Origin of the sequence: Poseidonocella sedimentorum (assembly GCF_900116005.1) — a bacterium.
GTDB classification, from domain to species: Bacteria; Pseudomonadota; Alphaproteobacteria; order Rhodobacterales; family Rhodobacteraceae; genus Poseidonocella; species Poseidonocella sedimentorum.
The window spans coordinates 207,772-222,497 of the sequence record NZ_FOYI01000003.1; the positions used below are offsets into that span (position 1 = coordinate 207,772).

13 protein-coding genes are annotated in these 14,726 nt (G+C 64.8%); 7 read left to right on the forward strand and 6 right to left on the reverse strand.

Annotation, left to right across the window (positions count from 1 at the left end; translation table 11 throughout):
* Positions 1-85 precede the first annotated feature (85 nt).
* Both aroQ and BM353_RS06425 read left to right on the forward strand, forming a co-directional pair.
* A complete protein-coding gene (aroQ, locus tag BM353_RS06420; protein ID WP_092078072.1) occupies positions 86-535 on the forward strand; it encodes a type II 3-dehydroquinate dehydratase in 450 nt (149 codons plus the stop codon).
* Positions 532-1,287 (forward strand): helix-turn-helix transcriptional regulator, encoded by a 756-nt coding sequence (locus BM353_RS06425; RefSeq protein ID WP_092078075.1) that lies wholly within the window; start codon positions 532-534, stop codon positions 1,285-1,287. Before aroQ ends, BM353_RS06425 begins: the two co-directional genes overlap by 4 nt.
* A gap of 376 nt (positions 1,288-1,663) precedes the next feature.
* Here the strand turns inward: BM353_RS06425 and BM353_RS06430 are convergent, their stop codons facing one another.
* On the reverse strand, positions 1,664-2,776 hold the full coding sequence (locus tag BM353_RS06430; RefSeq protein WP_092078077.1) for a DUF6456 domain-containing protein: 1,113 nt from the start codon (positions 2,774-2,776) through the stop codon (positions 1,664-1,666).
* A 232-nt stretch (positions 2,777-3,008) separates the two neighbouring features.
* On the opposite strand from BM353_RS06430, the gene BM353_RS06435 reads away from it, so the two are divergent.
* Complete coding sequence (locus tag BM353_RS06435) at positions 3,009-3,308, forward strand: DUF6477 family protein (RefSeq protein WP_092078080.1); 300 nt, start codon at positions 3,009-3,011, stop codon at positions 3,306-3,308.
* Between the two features lie 9 nt (positions 3,309-3,317).
* Here BM353_RS06435 and BM353_RS06440 read toward each other — a convergent pair whose 3' ends face one another.
* Positions 3,318-4,859, reverse strand: a complete 1,542-nt coding sequence (locus BM353_RS06440) for a trimethylamine methyltransferase family protein (protein ID WP_092078083.1) — start codon at positions 4,857-4,859, stop codon at positions 3,318-3,320.
* Between the two features lie 178 nt (positions 4,860-5,037).
* On the opposite strand from BM353_RS06440, the gene guaA reads away from it, so the two are divergent.
* Both guaA and BM353_RS06450 read left to right on the forward strand, forming a co-directional pair.
* Positions 5,038-6,612: a glutamine-hydrolyzing GMP synthase gene (gene guaA, locus BM353_RS06445; RefSeq protein ID WP_092078086.1), complete on the forward strand. Its 1,575-nt coding sequence runs from the start codon at positions 5,038-5,040 to the stop codon at positions 6,610-6,612.
* A gap of 13 nt (positions 6,613-6,625) precedes the next feature.
* Positions 6,626-7,420, forward strand: coding sequence for a glutamine amidotransferase (locus BM353_RS06450; protein ID WP_092078089.1), 795 nt, complete (start codon positions 6,626-6,628; stop codon positions 7,418-7,420).
* Here BM353_RS06450 and BM353_RS06455 read toward each other — a convergent pair.
* The 3 genes from BM353_RS06455 to cysS form a co-directional block, all read right to left on the reverse strand.
* On the reverse strand, positions 7,364-8,128 hold the full coding sequence (locus tag BM353_RS06455) for a squalene/phytoene synthase family protein (RefSeq protein WP_092078092.1): 765 nt from the start codon (positions 8,126-8,128) through the stop codon (positions 7,364-7,366). The genes BM353_RS06450 and BM353_RS06455 overlap by 57 nt on opposite strands.
* Positions 8,125-9,768 (reverse strand): citramalate synthase, encoded by a 1,644-nt coding sequence (cimA, locus tag BM353_RS06460; RefSeq protein ID WP_092078094.1) that lies wholly within the window; start codon positions 9,766-9,768, stop codon positions 8,125-8,127. The genes BM353_RS06455 and cimA overlap by 4 nt, the downstream gene beginning before the upstream one ends.
* Positions 9,769-9,961: 193 nt before the next feature.
* Positions 9,962-11,461, reverse strand: coding sequence for a cysteine--tRNA ligase (cysS, locus tag BM353_RS06465; protein ID WP_092078097.1), 1,500 nt, complete (start codon positions 11,459-11,461; stop codon positions 9,962-9,964).
* Between the two features lie 247 nt (positions 11,462-11,708).
* Here cysS and BM353_RS06470 point away from each other — a divergent pair, with 247 nt between their 5' ends.
* A complete protein-coding gene (locus BM353_RS06470; protein ID WP_092078100.1) occupies positions 11,709-12,887 on the forward strand; it encodes a pyridoxal phosphate-dependent aminotransferase in 1,179 nt (392 codons plus the stop codon).
* Positions 12,877-14,076, forward strand: coding sequence for an MFS transporter (locus tag BM353_RS06475; protein WP_245759587.1), 1,200 nt, complete (start codon positions 12,877-12,879; stop codon positions 14,074-14,076). The genes BM353_RS06470 and BM353_RS06475 overlap by 11 nt, the downstream gene beginning before the upstream one ends.
* Here the strand turns inward: BM353_RS06475 and BM353_RS06480 are convergent.
* Entirely contained in the window at positions 14,040-14,672 is a 633-nt protein-coding gene (locus BM353_RS06480) for a hypothetical protein (RefSeq protein ID WP_092078102.1), read from the reverse strand. The genes BM353_RS06475 and BM353_RS06480 overlap by 37 nt on opposite strands.
* Between the last annotated feature and the right edge of the window lie 54 nt (positions 14,673-14,726).

Here is a 14,726-nt window from a genome sequence, read left to right on the forward strand (position 1 = left end):
CTTGCGAACATCGAAATACTCATCCCCCCGCCGGATCCGCGTGATCCGCGGGGCTTCTACGGATGCTGGAACGGAACGGACGAACATGGCGTCGATCCTGATCTTGAACGGACCGAATCTCAACTTGCTTGGGACGCGTCAGCCAGAGGTCTATGGCCATGTGACGCTCGACGATATCGCGGCGCAGTGCCGTGCCCATGCCGCAGACGCCGGCTGGGACATCACGTTCGAACAGAGCAACCATGAAGGCGCGCTGATCGACTGGCTGCATGGCGCCCGCGGCGTTCATGCCGGTGTGATCCTCAATGCCGGCGCCTATACCCACACGTCGATCGCGCTGATGGATGCCATCGCGTCGATCGAGGTGCCTGTTGTCGAGGTGCATCTCTCAAACATCCATGCCCGCGAGCGGTTTCGGCACCAATCGCGGATCGCGCCTGTGGCGATTGGCCAGATCGCCGGCTTCGGCGCCAAGGGCTATATCCTCGCGGTGGATGCCCTCATCGATCATCTGGAGCAATTGGGGACTGCATGAACATCAACGCCTATCTCGAAGCGATCACCGACGCCCAGACCATCGAAGAGCTGTGGGATATGCATTGCCGCAAGATGGCGGATTACGGGTTTGACCGCGTGATCTATGGCTTCACGCGGTTCCGCAGCGGCACGTCCCTTGGCGATCCGGGCGATTTTGTGGTGCTCACCAACTATCCCCCTGAATTCGTGAGCGAATACATCAACGAAGGGTTGTATTTTCACGGGCCCATGTTGCAATGGGCGCTGGAAAACGATGGCGCCTGCAGTTGGAAGATCATGGAAGACATGGAAGCGTCCGGTGTGCTCAGCGCGCAGGAAAAGCGGGTCGTGGAGTTCAACCGCAAGAACGGTCTGCGCGCGGGCTACACGATCAGCTTCAGCTCTGTCTCGCAACGATCCAAGGGCGGCCTCAGCCTTGTGATGCCAGCGAATTCCAGCCATGAGGACGCCGAGGCGATCTGGGCCCAGCATGGCGCCGATCTGATGGTGATAAACAACGTGGCGCACCTCAAGATCCTCACCCTACCCTACAACACCGCCGAGCGCAGCCTGACCAAACGGCAACGCGAAGTTTTGGAATGGGTGGGTGACGGCAAGACGATGCAGGACATCGCGACGCTGATGGGCCTGACCCCGGCGACGGTTGAAAAACACCTGCGCCTCGCTCGCGAAGCGCTCAACGTCGACACAACGGCGCAAGCGGTGCTCAAGGCCGCGTTTCAGAATCAGATGTTCGTCATCGAGCGTTAACGTTTACTCGCTTAGCGTGTACGCTGGGCGCGGCGCTTTCATTTAAGCTGAAACCCCCGCCCGATTTCGCTTGATTTGAGGGGAGTAAGGAAATCCTGACTTCCTTTAGGGAAGTCGAAAAGGCATCTTATCCTTGTTCCGTGAGTGGTGGCTTAGCCAGGGAACAGCGGACAGGATCCTCGCGATTTCGTGGCTCTCCTGTTTCGATAGTCTACGGACTTGTCGATCCGGGGCGTATAGTCCGCCTCGGGTCGGCGCCGCGGGTTTGCCTTCATCCCCATTACGCGACCCGCGTAAGTTTTGGGCGCCGTCTCTCTTCGGAGACGGCGCCCAATTTTTTGTCATGTTGTCATGAAAAAGTGGCCGAAGCCGAACGTCAGCCGATCATCGGCGCGTATTTGCCTTGGGTCTCTTCGTAGTGGCGCTTCAACCGCTGAAGCGCGATTCGCAAGACGATCTTCCCCGAGCGCGCAGACCAGCCCATCTGTTTTTCGGCCGTCTCCATTCCTTCAAGATAGCAGCAGCAGCGCAGGGCGACGTCACCAAGCCCCGGCCCCAGATCGGCCAGCGCCGCCGCGACTCGGGTCCGCGCGCTGGAGGAGGCATCCCCTGCCCCGCCGCCTGAGCCGAAGCTGCCGCGATCGCCCGCGGTCATGAACCGGTCCCAGTTCTGCGCGACGCGGGGACCCATCTGCGCCAGTTCGAAATCCTCGCGAAGCCGCTCGCCGGCAGCCACCAGATCGTCGGAAAGGAACGGCTGGCCCGTGCGATCACGGCGCCGCGCCAAGCCGGTGAGTGGGCTTTCAGCGGCGTTGTAGCGCAGGCGGCGCGGCTGGTCGTCCTCGTCGTCCTGAACGGTTTTTGTATCCCAATCACGGTGTTGCCCGGCGAATTGCGCCTGGGCGTCGGCGAAGCCGCATTCGGCCTCGCGTGCGCGCTTGATCGCGGCCCGGCCGACGCTGGTGATCGCATAGCGCATGATCCGGCCCGGTTTGGCGCAGGAAATCCAGTCCTTCAACGCCATGGCATGCACGACATCGCGCGGAATCACCGCGGTGCGGACGCTGCGCCCGTCGGGCATGTCGCGCACGATAACGGCATTTTCCATATCCGCCGCCACGGCCAGAACCGCGTTGTCTTCGTCGAGCTTGCGAAGGGCCTTGCGGGCCTCGGAGAGGAGCGATGCATCTTCGGCGCCGGCGTCTTCGAAGTGGGTGAGTGCGTTCATCTTCAGACGATCCTTTTTGGTTTCTGGGCTGGAGTCCGGGCTCAAGTGCCGCCCGAGCCAGCGTAATGCTTCGTCAAACAGCGGGTCATCGCGCCTGGTTTCGGTTTTCCGGATTTGACGCATCACGGTGGAAGCATGACAGCCGCTGCGGCGGGCGATTTCCCGAATCGAACGCCCCGTTTCCGTATGAAACAGGTAGTTCCGAGCCGCACCCGGCAACCAGGTCGGCAGGCTGTTTCCAGTCTGACGCTCCAGCATCATTTTCACCGTTTTTCCTTCATTTGAGCGTACAATCACAAGATATTCCCAAAACTATGCACTAGTTATGCGTGCGGTAGTTGCGCATTGGTTAACAATCGCTGCGTTCACAAGCATTTAGCTCAACTCATAAACGTTCCTGAACCCACCGCGCGGCGGGCAATTTCAAAACGCAACACCCGCTATGCGTGTGTCAGCCTCCACCTCGGTTTTGAAATTCGTAGGAGTGTCAGTCATGCAGGATGTCCTGAGCCGACTTGCGGCGATCCGCCGCCCCGCCCTTTTGCTGCGTGCAGCCCGCCACGGCGCCGCACGCTATCGCCGCGATGTGCACCTGGCGCGCGCGCTCAACGGGCTCGAGCCCGCCAAGCACGGCAGCGCGATTCTGCGGCTTCTTGATGAGGAAGATCGGCTCGACGAATTGCGCCGGAGCGGCGAGGCGACCTATTCGGCCACCCGCCATGTCACGGTCATGATCGCGGTGATCGCCGAGGCGACCCTGCTGCGCCAGGCGCGTCAGATCTCGCCGGTTTGAGCCGGCGTCTTAGGTCAGGGCATCCGGCATGGAGGCTTTCCGGCGCGCGATGAACGCGTCGAGCGCTTCCGAGATGCCCTGATCCAGCGGTGGCGCCTGATAGTCGCCGAGAAGTTTTTCCACACGGGCCGACGCCAGCGCGAAACTGTCCTGCGCACCAGCCTCGAACCAGGTCTCGAAAGGCCGGTAATCGAGCACGTCGGAGCGCCAGAACGAATCCTTGAAATTGGCCTGGGTGTGGGCGCAGCCAAGATAGTGGCCGCCCGGCCCCACCTCGCGGATCGCGTCGAGCGCCTGGGCGTTTTCGTCAAGCGCGATCCCGGCGGCGAGCCGGTGCAGCACACCAAGTTGATCGGCATCCAGCACGAATTTCTCGAAGCTCGACACCAGCCCGCCTTCGAGCCAGCCACAGGCATGCAGCATGAAATTCACCCCGCCGAGCAAGGCGGCGTTGAGCGTGTGCGCTGTCTCGTAGGCCGATTGCGCGTCCGGCAGCTTGGAGCCGCAGAGCCCCCCGCCGGATCGGAACGGCAGGCCCATGCGCCGCGCAAGTTGCCCCGCGCCGTAAAGGATCTGGCTCGCTTCGGGCGTCCCGAAGGTGGGCGCGCCGGAGTTCATGTCGATCGAGGTCACGAAGGCGCCAAAGATCACCGGCGCGCCAGGGCGCAGGAGCTGGGAATAGGCGATTCCCGCCATCACCTCGGCCAGAACCTGGGTCAGCGTCCCGGCCACCGAGACCGGCGCCATCGCGCCGCCGACGATGAAGGGCGAGATGATGCAGGCTTGATTGTTTTTCGCATAGACCTCCAACGCGCCCATCATCACGTCATCGAAGGTCAGCGGTGAGTTGATGTTGATGAGCGAGGTCATCACCGTGTTGTCCTGCACAAAGTCCTCGCCGAAGAGGATCTTGCACATATCGACCGAATCCTGCGCCCGGCTCGGCTCGGTGACCGATCCCATGAAAGGCTTGTCGCTGAGCGTCATATGCGCGTGGAGCATGTCGAAATGGCGCTTGTTAACCGGCACATCCGTCGGCTCGCAAACCGTCCCGCCCGAATGGTGCAACCATTTGGACATGTAGCCGAGCTTCACGAATTTGCGGAAATCCTCCATCGTCGCATAGCGCCGGCCTTCCGCATCGCGCACGAAGGGCGGGCCGTAAACCGGGGCGAGCACAAGGGATTTGCCGCCGATCTCCACGTTGCGCTCCGGGTTGCGGGCGACTTGGGTGAAGCGCGACGGCGCGGTCTGGCACAGCTTGCGCGCAAGGCCCCGCGGGATGCGCACCCGCTCGCCCTCCACATCCGCGCCCGCCTCCTTCCAGAGCTTCAGCGCCTCGGGATTGTTGACGAAATTGACGCCGATTTCCTCAAGCACCAGATCGGCATTGGCCTCGATCAGCTCCAGCGCCTCCTCGTCGAGGATCTCGTAATTCGGCACGCGCCGCTCGATGAATCGCGCGGTCTCGAAGCTCACGGCGGTGCGGGCGGCGCGGCGGGCGGCGCCCCCTCCTCCACGTGCGCGGCGGCGCGGTTCTGCTTCAGCCATGGGCCCACTCCTCAAGACGCGATCCGATTCCGGTGATATCGGGCATAGCCGAGCCCGGCCCGCCCCTTGCGCGGATTTGCGGCGCTTTCGGTTGAAAACCGACATGCCCGGCCCCGCGCCCCGCCCTGAGCGATGCGCGGGGATTGCCACCGGCCATGGCTTTGCGTAGCAAGCGCACATGAACACAGCATCGCATGAAACCCTCCTGATCATCGACTTCGGCAGCCAGGTCACGCAGCTCATTGCGCGCCGCCTGCGTGAGCTCAGCGTCTATTGCGAGATCCATCCCTACCAATCGGTGACGATGGAGAAGATCCGCGAACTGGCCCCCAAGGCGATCATCTTTTCCGGTGGCCCCGACAGCGTGACCCGGACGGGCAGCCCCCGCGCGCCGCAAGAGGTCTATGATTACGGCGTGCCGATTCTCGGCATCTGCTACGGCCAGCAGGTCATGATGGAACAGCTCGGCGGGCTCGTCGTCGGCGGCAAGATCTCCGGCGGCGGCGGCACGGCTGAGTTCGGCCGCGCCTTCGTGCAGCGCGAAGGCCAGCTCGACCTCCTCGACGGCTGGTTCTCGGATGGCCGCGAACAGGTCTGGATGAGCCATGGCGATCACGTCTCGCGCCTCGCGCCGGGCTTCGAGGTCTATGGCGTCTCGCCCAACGCACCCTATGCCATCACCGGCGACAGCGAGCGCCATTTCTACGCCGTGCAGTTTCATCCCGAAGTGCACCACACGCCCAATGGCGCCAAACTTTTCGAGAATTTCGTCCGCCTCGCGGGCTTCTCGCGCGATTGGACCATGGGCGCGTACCGCGAGCAGATGATCGAGACGATTCGCGAGCAGGTCGGCGACAAGAAGGTCATCTGCGGCCTCTCCGGCGGGGTCGACAGCTCGGTCGCCGCCGCGCTGATCCATGAAGCCATCGACGATCAGCTGACCTGCGTTTTTGTCGATCATGGGCTGCTGCGCAAGAACGAGGCGCTCGAAGTGGTCGCGATGTTCCGCGATCACATGAACCTCCACGTGATTCACGCCGATGAGGCCGATCTCTTCCTTGGCGAACTCGACGGCGTCTCGGATCCGGAGACCAAGCGCAAGATCATCGGCCGGCTCTTCATCGACGTGTTCCAGCGCTACGCCGACGAGGTGGAGGGGGCGGACTTCCTCGCCCAGGGCACGCTCTACCCAGATGTCATTGAAAGCGTGAGCTTTTCCGGCGGCCCTTCCGTCACGATCAAGTCGCATCACAATGTCGGCGGCTTGCCTGAAAAGATGGGGCTGAAGCTCGTCGAGCCGCTGCGCGAGCTCTTCAAGGACGAGGTTCGCGCGCTTGGCCGCGAGCTTGGCTTGCCGGCCAGTTTCATCGGCCGCCACCCCTTCCCCGGCCCCGGCCTTGCGATCCGCTGCCCCGGCGAGATCACCCGCGAAAAGCTCGAAATCCTGCGCGAGGCCGACGCGGTCTACATCGACCAGATCCGCAAGCACGGGCTCTATGACGAGATCTGGCAGGCGTTCGTTGCGATCCTGCCGGTGCGGACCGTGGGCGTCATGGGCGACGGGCGCACCTATGATTACGCCTGCGCGCTGCGCGCGGTCACATCGGTCGACGGGATGACGGCGGATTATTACCCCTTTAGCCATGATTTCCTCGGCGAGACCGCAACGCGGATCATCAACGAGGTGCCGGGCATCAACCGCGTCACCTACGACATCACCTCCAAGCCTCCGGGCACGATTGAATGGGAATGATCGGGGCGCGGTGATGAAGCCCTTCCTCATCCTCCAGCTCCGCCCCGAACGGGCGGTATCGGACAATGAGTATGAGGCGATTCTGGCCAAGGGCGGGCTTGAGGCGCAGGAAACCATTCGCGTCTGCCTCGATCATGAGACCCTGCCCGACGGGCTCTCCCTGAGCGATGTGGCCGGCGTGATCGTCGGAGGTGGTCCGGGCTGCGTGAGCGATCCGCCTGAGTCGAAGGACCCGGTGGAAGCCCGGATCGAAGCGACGATTCTGGGGCTCATGCCCGAGATCACCGCGCACGATATTCCCTTCATGGGCTGCTGCTACGGCATCGGCATTCTTGGCCATCATCTGGGCGCGCCGGTGGGTCAGGACAAATACGGCGAGCCGGTGGGGCCGGTCCTGTGCGAACAGACGCCGGACGCGGAAGAAGATCCACTTCTCAAGGGGTTGCCGCAGCGGTTTCACGCGCTGGTCGGGCACAAGGAAGCGGTCGAGGCCTTGCCCGAGGGCTGCGTCAGCCTGCTCAGCTCGGCGCCCTGCCCGTTTCAGATGATCCGCTATGGCGCGAATGTCTATGCAACGCAATTTCACCCCGAGGCCGATGCGGAGGTCTTTGATTTCCGGATCAAGGCCTATGGGCACAAGGGCTATTTCGCGCCGCATGAGGTCGAGAGCATTCTCGACGCTTGCCGCATGGCGGACGTTTCGGTCTCGGGCGAAGTGTTGCGCCGTTTCGTGGCCCGCTATCGCACGGGATCAGATCCGGCCGGTGACAGCGCTGCGGATCAGGCTCAGTTTCGCGCGGAAGGGTGACAGCGCCAGGGCCCCGTCGCGGACGGCCCAAGGTTTGGCTTTCGCGATCCTGAGCAACGCCTCGGTCTGCCAGCCCGTGCGCAGCAATGATTTGATATCCAGCGAAACGTCCCGCAGCCCCGCGCGTGCCGCGCGGAGCGCCTCCAATCCGCCCTGAGCGAGCGCCACGATGGCGGCATCGTCATCGCGGTGAAGCGGAAAGCGCCCGCGCGCGGTCAGCTCTGCCGCCGCGCGAAGCCACTGCGCCATCCCCACCGCGCAGCCGAAGCGCCGATAGGGATCGAGCTCCTGCGCGCCGAAAGCGCTTGCCCCGGCGGCATAGAGCGCCCCGGCGCTTTGTTCGATATGCGTCGAAATGTTCGATGAAGAGCGAAACGTTTCGGGGCTGATGTCCCACCGCCGCGCCGCGACGACGGGTTTCAACAGTTCGGCCTCTGCCGAACCGATCACGTCTGCCAAAGGGGTTGCCACCTCGTGACGCCGGACCGGCCCGCCCCGCGCAATCTCGTCGAGCACGTCGTGCCACCATTGCAGCCGCATCTCGGCGATCAGCGCCTCCTCCGTCACCCAGGGCGCCCGCGCCACTTCGACGTTGAAGGCAAAAAGCGCGAAAAGGGTCGCCCGCGCCGAGACGGGCCCGGCCATGATCGCGGTAAAGCGGTCGGGATCGCCGCGCTGGACGATCCCTGCGCAGGCCTCGACAGTCACGCGTCGATCAGCGCGGCGCTCTCCGCCGGCGCCAGATCGCGCAGGAGCTTCCAGTTGATCGCATCCAGCAAGGCCTCGAAGGAGGCATCGACAAGGTTGGGCGAGACGCCGACCGTCGACCAGCGGCGCCCGTGTTCATCCTCGCTGTCGATGATGACCCGGGTCACGGCCTCGGTGCCGCCTTGCGTGATGCGCACCTTGAAATCGACAAGCCTCATCCCGTCGATCACCGACTGATACGGCCCCAGGTCCTTGGCCAGCGCCTGCGCCAGCGCGTTGACCGGCCCCCGATCCGAGCCGCGCTCGTCAAAGCTCTCGCTCACCGACAGCGTCTTTTCGCCATTGATTGTCACGACGACAACCGCCTCGGAAATACTCACCATCTCGTTGCGCTTGTTCTTGCGCCGCTCGATCGTAACCCGGTAGCGCTTCACCTCGAAGAACTGCGGCAACAGCCCCAGCTCGCGCCGCGCCAACAGCTCGAAACTCGCCTGCGCCGTGTCGTAGGAATAGCCCTCCGTCTCGCGCGCCTTGATCAGATCGAGGATGCGCGTCAACGCGGGATTGCCGCGTTCGACCTTGAGCCCCATATCGCCCAGCCGCTTGCGCAGGTTCGACTGCCCGGCCTGATTCGACATCGGAACGATGCGCGCGTTGCCAACCGCCGCCGGATCGATGTGCTCATAGGTCGAGGGATCCTTGAGGATCGCGCTGGCGTGAAGCCCGGCCTTGTGGGCGAAGGCCCCGGCGCCGACATAGGCCGACTGGCGCGAGGGCACGCGGTTGAGGATGTCGTCAAGCAGGCGCGAGGTCCGCGTCAGCCCCGCCAGCGCCTCGCGCGTCACACCGGTCTCGAACCGGCTGGCATAGGGTTCTTTGAGCAGGAGCGTGGGGATGAGGGCCACGAGATTGGCATTGCCGCAGCGCTCGCCGAGCCCGTTCAGCGTCCCCTGGACCTGCCGCGCGCCGGCGTCGATGGCGGCGAGGCTGCCGGCGACGGCGTTCTGCGTGTCGTTGTGGGTATGGATCCCGAGCTGGTCGCCGGGCAGACCCGAAGCAATCACCTCGCCGACGATGCGACCGATCTCGGCGGGCAAGGTGCCGCCATTGGTGTCGCACAGCACGATCCACCGCGCCCCGGCCTCCGCCGCGGCATGAAGACAGCGCAGCGCATAGGCCGGATTGGCCTTGTAGCCGTCGAAGAAATGCTCGGCGTCAAACAGTGCCTCGCGCGATTGGCCGACCAAATGGGCGATGGATTTCGAGATGTTTTCGAGGTTTTCATCGAGGCTGATCCCGAGCGCGCGCTCCACGTGGAAATCATGGGTCTTGCCCACGAGGCAGACCGCCGGCGTGCCTGCGTTCAGGACAGCCGCGAGCACGTCGTCATTTTCCGCGCTCATCCCGGCGCGCTTGGTCATGCCGAAGGCGGTGAAGGTGGCGCGCGTCTGGGGCCGGGTGTCGAAAAAGGCGCTGTCGGTCGGGTTCGCCCCGGGCCAGCCGCCTTCGATGAAATCGACCCCGAGCGCGTCTAGCGCCTCGGCGATCTGGATCTTCTCTTCTGTGGAGAATTGCACACCTTGGGTCTGCTGCCCGTCGCGCAGCGTGGTGTCATAGAGATAGAGGCGTTCCTTGGTCATTTCACCACCTCTCCAATTGCATCTTGGCGCGGGGCGACCAGCCCCGTGCCGCGCCCTCCCCTCCCCGCGGGAGGGCGCATTGGCGATGCCGAGTGCCGCTCAGCCGTCGTCCGATGCTTTTGAGATAAACCGCAGACCACAGGCGCTGCAAAGCGCCCACCCAGGCTCGGGCGCGTCACTCTTCTCTGGGCGGTCATTTCAGCGCCTCCAGTTTGGATGGACTGAATTCAGAACCCGGCTCGAGCTCCACTTTGTCTTTATAGACCTTGAACACGACGCCTGCGCTTCTCAGTTGCTTCTGCATGGTGTCAACGTCCGCAAAATCGCCGGTTTCAATCGCTTTCTGGCGAAGATTGAAAAGGCGATGACCCGTGGCGAATAGAGCTTCTTGTTGTTCTGAAGGAAGAGAACCCGTCCAGGAGACATGGACGACATAGCCATCTCCTGAGGACTCTTTTTGCTCTGAGCAGAAGTAAGAGGGAGGAACATTGTCCTTCCGAAAGCCGAATCCCAAAAGCTCCATCGCGTATCTAAGCTCTTCACGCCGGTTCCGATCGCGAGCTAGCTCACGCATTTTGTTAAGAGCGCCATGTGTATCGAGATCATTGATCAAATACGGCAACACAGCCCAACGCCCTTGTGCGTCCGGCTCCGAACCATTGGTCAAGTCATACCATTTCTTAAGGGTCGCTTCCGCCTCCCGCGCCTTCTCCGCCGTCCAATCCATCGGCTTGCGGTAATGCGTGGAGAGGAACACGAAGCGGATCACTTCGCCCGGGACGCCCTGTTCCAAGAGGTCATGCACGGTGAAGAAGTTGCCCAGCGATTTGGACATCTTCTTGCCTTCGACCTGCAGCATTTCGTTGTGCAGCCAGACCTTGGCGAACCCGCCGCCGGGGTGGGCGCAGCAGCTTTGGGCGATCTCGTTTTCGTGGTGCGGGAACATCAGGTCATTGCCGCCGCCGTGGATGTCGAAACTCTCGCCCAGAAGCTCGAAGCTCATGGCCGAGCACTCGATGTGCCAGCCGGGGCGGCCGCGACCCCAGGGGCTGTCCCATCCGGGCAGATCGGCGTCCGAGGGTTTCCAGAGCACGAAATCCATCGGGTTGCGCTTGTAGGGCGCGACCTCGACGCGGGCGCCCGCGATCATGTCCTCGACCGTGCGGCCCGACAGGCGGCCATAATCGCGGTAGCTCTCGACCGAAAACAGCACGTGGCCCTCCGCCTCATAGGCATGGCCCCGTTCGATCAGCCCCTCGATCATCGCCACCATCTGGGGGATGTACTGCGTCGCGCGGGGCATCGCCTTTTCGTGGTCCGCGTCATCGCGGATCGATGGCTCCATGACGCCAAGCGCGGCCATGTCGTCGAGGTACCACTGCGTGGTCTGTTCCGAGAGCCGGGCGATTTCCGCCATCACGTCGCCATCGGGGGCGACATTCTCCAGTGCCCGCGCGTTGATCTTGTCATCCACGTCGGTGAAATTGCGCACGTAGGTCACATGATCCGCCCCGTAGACATGCCGCAGCAGCCGGTAGAGCACGTCGAACACCACCGCGGGCCGGGCGTTGCCCAGGTGCGCACGGTCATAGACCGTGGGCCCGCAGACATACATCCGCACGTTCATGGGGTCGATCGGCGCGAAGTCGTCCTTCTTGCGCGTCAACGTGTTGTGCAGCTTGATTGTCGTCATGGCGTCCTCACGCGGGGCTGTCCGGACGGGGCCGGAGGATGGTCCTCGGTGGGCTCTAGCAACTTCGGATTTGGGAGAAAACGAAAAAGAACGGCCCGCCGGGATGGGTCAGGCGGGAATGCAGCAGATAATGCAGATGCGGCAAGTGTTCATCGGGCCATCATATCCGGTGATGGGGCGCAGAACAATCCGGCGATTGACTTTTCTGGCGGCCTCTGCGCTTGCAGGAGAAAACCGGAGAGGTGAGATGCGGGTATCGGCACGGGTCAGCGGGATCAACGGCGGCGGCAGCGATGGCTGGGAGGTCTTTGGCCTCGCGCGGCAGATGATTGCGATGGGGCACGATGTGGTCGAGTTGACCATCGGCGAGCATGACATCCGCACCGATCCGCGCATTCTTGAGGCGATGCATGATGCCGCGCGTGGCGGGGCGACGGGATATGCCGGCATTCGGGGCATTGCGCCGCTACGCGAAGAGGTCGCCCGCCGGGTCAGCGCGCGGACCGGTGTCGAGACCGCGCCGGAGGAGGTCCTGATCACGCCGGGCGGACAGGCGGCGCTGTTTGCGGCGCATATGGCGGCCTGTGACGCGGGCGCGCGGGCGCTCTTCGTCGATCCCTATTACGCCACCTACCCCGGCACGATCCGCTCGGCCGGCGCGGTCCCGGTCCCCGTGGCCGCGGGGCCCGAGGACGGGTTCCTCCCGCGCGGTGCGGCCCTGCGCGGCCCGGCCCGGGACGCGGCCTCGCTGCTGATCAACACCCCCAACAACCCCACCGGCGCGGTCTACCCGCGCCAGACGCTGGAGGAGATCGCCGAAGTCTGCCGCGAGGCCGATCTGTGGCTGATCTCCGACGAGGTCTATGACACGCAGGTCTGGCGCGGCGCGCATCTGTCGCCGCGCGCTCTGCCCGGGATGGCCGAACGCACGCTCGTCGTCGGCTCGATGTCCAAGAGCCACGCGATGACCGGCTCTCGCATCGGCTGGCTCGTGGCGCCCGAGCCGGTGATCGACGCGCTGTCGAATCTCGCCACCAACACGACCTATGGCGTCGCCGGATTCGTCCAACGGGCCGCGCTCTTCGCCCTGCGCGCCGGGTCCGAGCTCGAAGACGAGATCGCCGCCCCCTTCCGCCGCCGCGACGCCCGCGCGCGCGAGATCCTGGGCCGCAGTGCGGTGCTGCGCGTGGTCCCCGGCGACGGGGCGATGTATGTCATGGTCGATGTGCGGCGCACCGGGCTCAGCGGCGATGCCTTCGCCCGCGGGTTGCTGGAGGCCCACCGGATCGCGGTCATGCCCGGCGAGAGTTTCGGGGCGGCGGCGGCGGGCCATGTCCGCATCGCGCTCACCGTCGCCGATGACGTGCTGTGCCGCGCGCTGGAAACCCTCGTCCAGTATGCCGATCGGCGCGCCGATGCCGCCTGAAACCGTCCCGATGCCGCGCGGCATGCGCGCCGATTTCGCCGCCTCCTGGCCGGTCGCGGCGGCCTTCCTCGCGATCGGGATCTATTGGGGCAGCTTCGCCGCGCTCGTGCCGGTGCTGAAGGCGCGCGTGGGGGCGTCGGATGCGGAGTTCGGCGTGGCGATGCTGGTTGCGGCGGTGGGCGCGCTCATGGCGATGTGGGTGGCGGCGCGGATCGATGCGGCCCTGGGGCGCCGCGCCCTGCCCGCCATGACCGCCGTTCTGGCGCTTGCCTTCCTGTTGCCGGGCCTTGCCACGACGGTCTGGGCCTTTGCCCTCGCCATGCTCTGCGCCAGCTGCGCTTCCGGCGCGCTCGACGTGCTGATGAACGCCCGGCTCTCGGAGGTCGAGCGCCGCACGGGCCGCTCGCTCATGAGCCTCAACCACGGTCTGTTCTCGGTGACCTATGCCGCTTCGGCGCTCTATTGCGGCGTCGCCCGCGATCTCGGCTTCGGCCCCGTGGTCATCCTCGCCGCACTCGGGCTGGTCAGCCTGATGCTGATCCGCGCGCAAACCCGCCTCACCGTCGAGCGCCCGCCGGCAGGTGCCGATGAGGCCGGACGGCGCGGGCTGGCGCTGCTGCCGACCGTGCTGCTCGGGTTCATCATCCTGCTGGCCTACCTCGCCGAACAGGGCACGGAAGGCTGGTCGGCGCTCTATCTCGAACGCGGCCTCGGCGCGCGGGCTTCGGGCGGCGCGCTTGGGCCGGCGCTTCTGGGGCTCACGATGGGCTTCGGGCGCATCTTCGGCCAGACGCTGGTGGCGCGGATCGGCGAGGTCGGGCTGATGCGCGGCGGTGCGCTGCTCGCGGCCTGCGGCGGTCTTCTGGCCGCGCTCGCGCCCACGATCTGGATCGCCTACCTCGGCTTCGCGCTTCTCGGCCTCGGCATTTCGGTCATCGGCCCGATGGCCTATGCGCTCGCCGGGCGCGACTGTACGGACGCCGGCCGCGCGCGCACCATCGCGGAAATCTCCGTCATCGGCTATTTCGGCTTCTTCATCGGCCCGCCGATCATCGGCTTTCTGTCGGAAGCCTACGGGCTCGGGACGGCCTTCGGCGCCATCGGGTTTTCCATCCTGATCGTCCCGCTGGTGCTGCTGCCGCTCTACCTGCGTCAGCGCGCCGGCAAGCTCATCTCGCTGCGCAGATAACCGCTCTCGGCCACCCGCTCGTAGAGCGCGAACTCCGCCGCACGCGCGGCGCGAAACTCTGCCTCCAGCCCCGGGTCGAGCTGCGTCTCAGCCGGCGGCGAAACGTTGCGCCGCGCGACCTCGATCCCCCCGCCGAGCCGCGCTTCCAGAAAGCCCAGCACCGCCGCCGTGTTCTCCGACGCGCACAGGTGATGCACCCGCAGCGCCCCCTCCCGGTTGGTCAGAAACCCAAGCTGGCTGCCCACATCGGCAAACGCCGGCGGCGCGTCCGACAGGCTCGCCTCGACAAAGGCGTCAAAGCTGATCCCGGCGGTGGATTTGGGTGCCCCTTCGGGCAGCCGGGTGCGATATCGATACCAGCTCGCCAGATGATCCAGCGGCGCGCGCATCAGCGCCAGCCGCTCCGGCCGGAGCCCGTAGATATCGCGCAAGAAAGGCTGAATCTCGCGATCGAACCGCCGCGTGTTGGTGTGTTTGAGGCCCGGGCGATTGCGAAAGATGATATCCGCGCGCTCCGAAAGCGCGGCGTGATAGGCCGTCGATCCGGTTTTCGGCACGGCGAAAAACACCAGCCTGGCCTCGAAGAAGATCATCATCGCGCCCGTTCTAGCCGTGCGCGCGGCCCCGGGTCCAGCCCCGCGCTCTGCCGC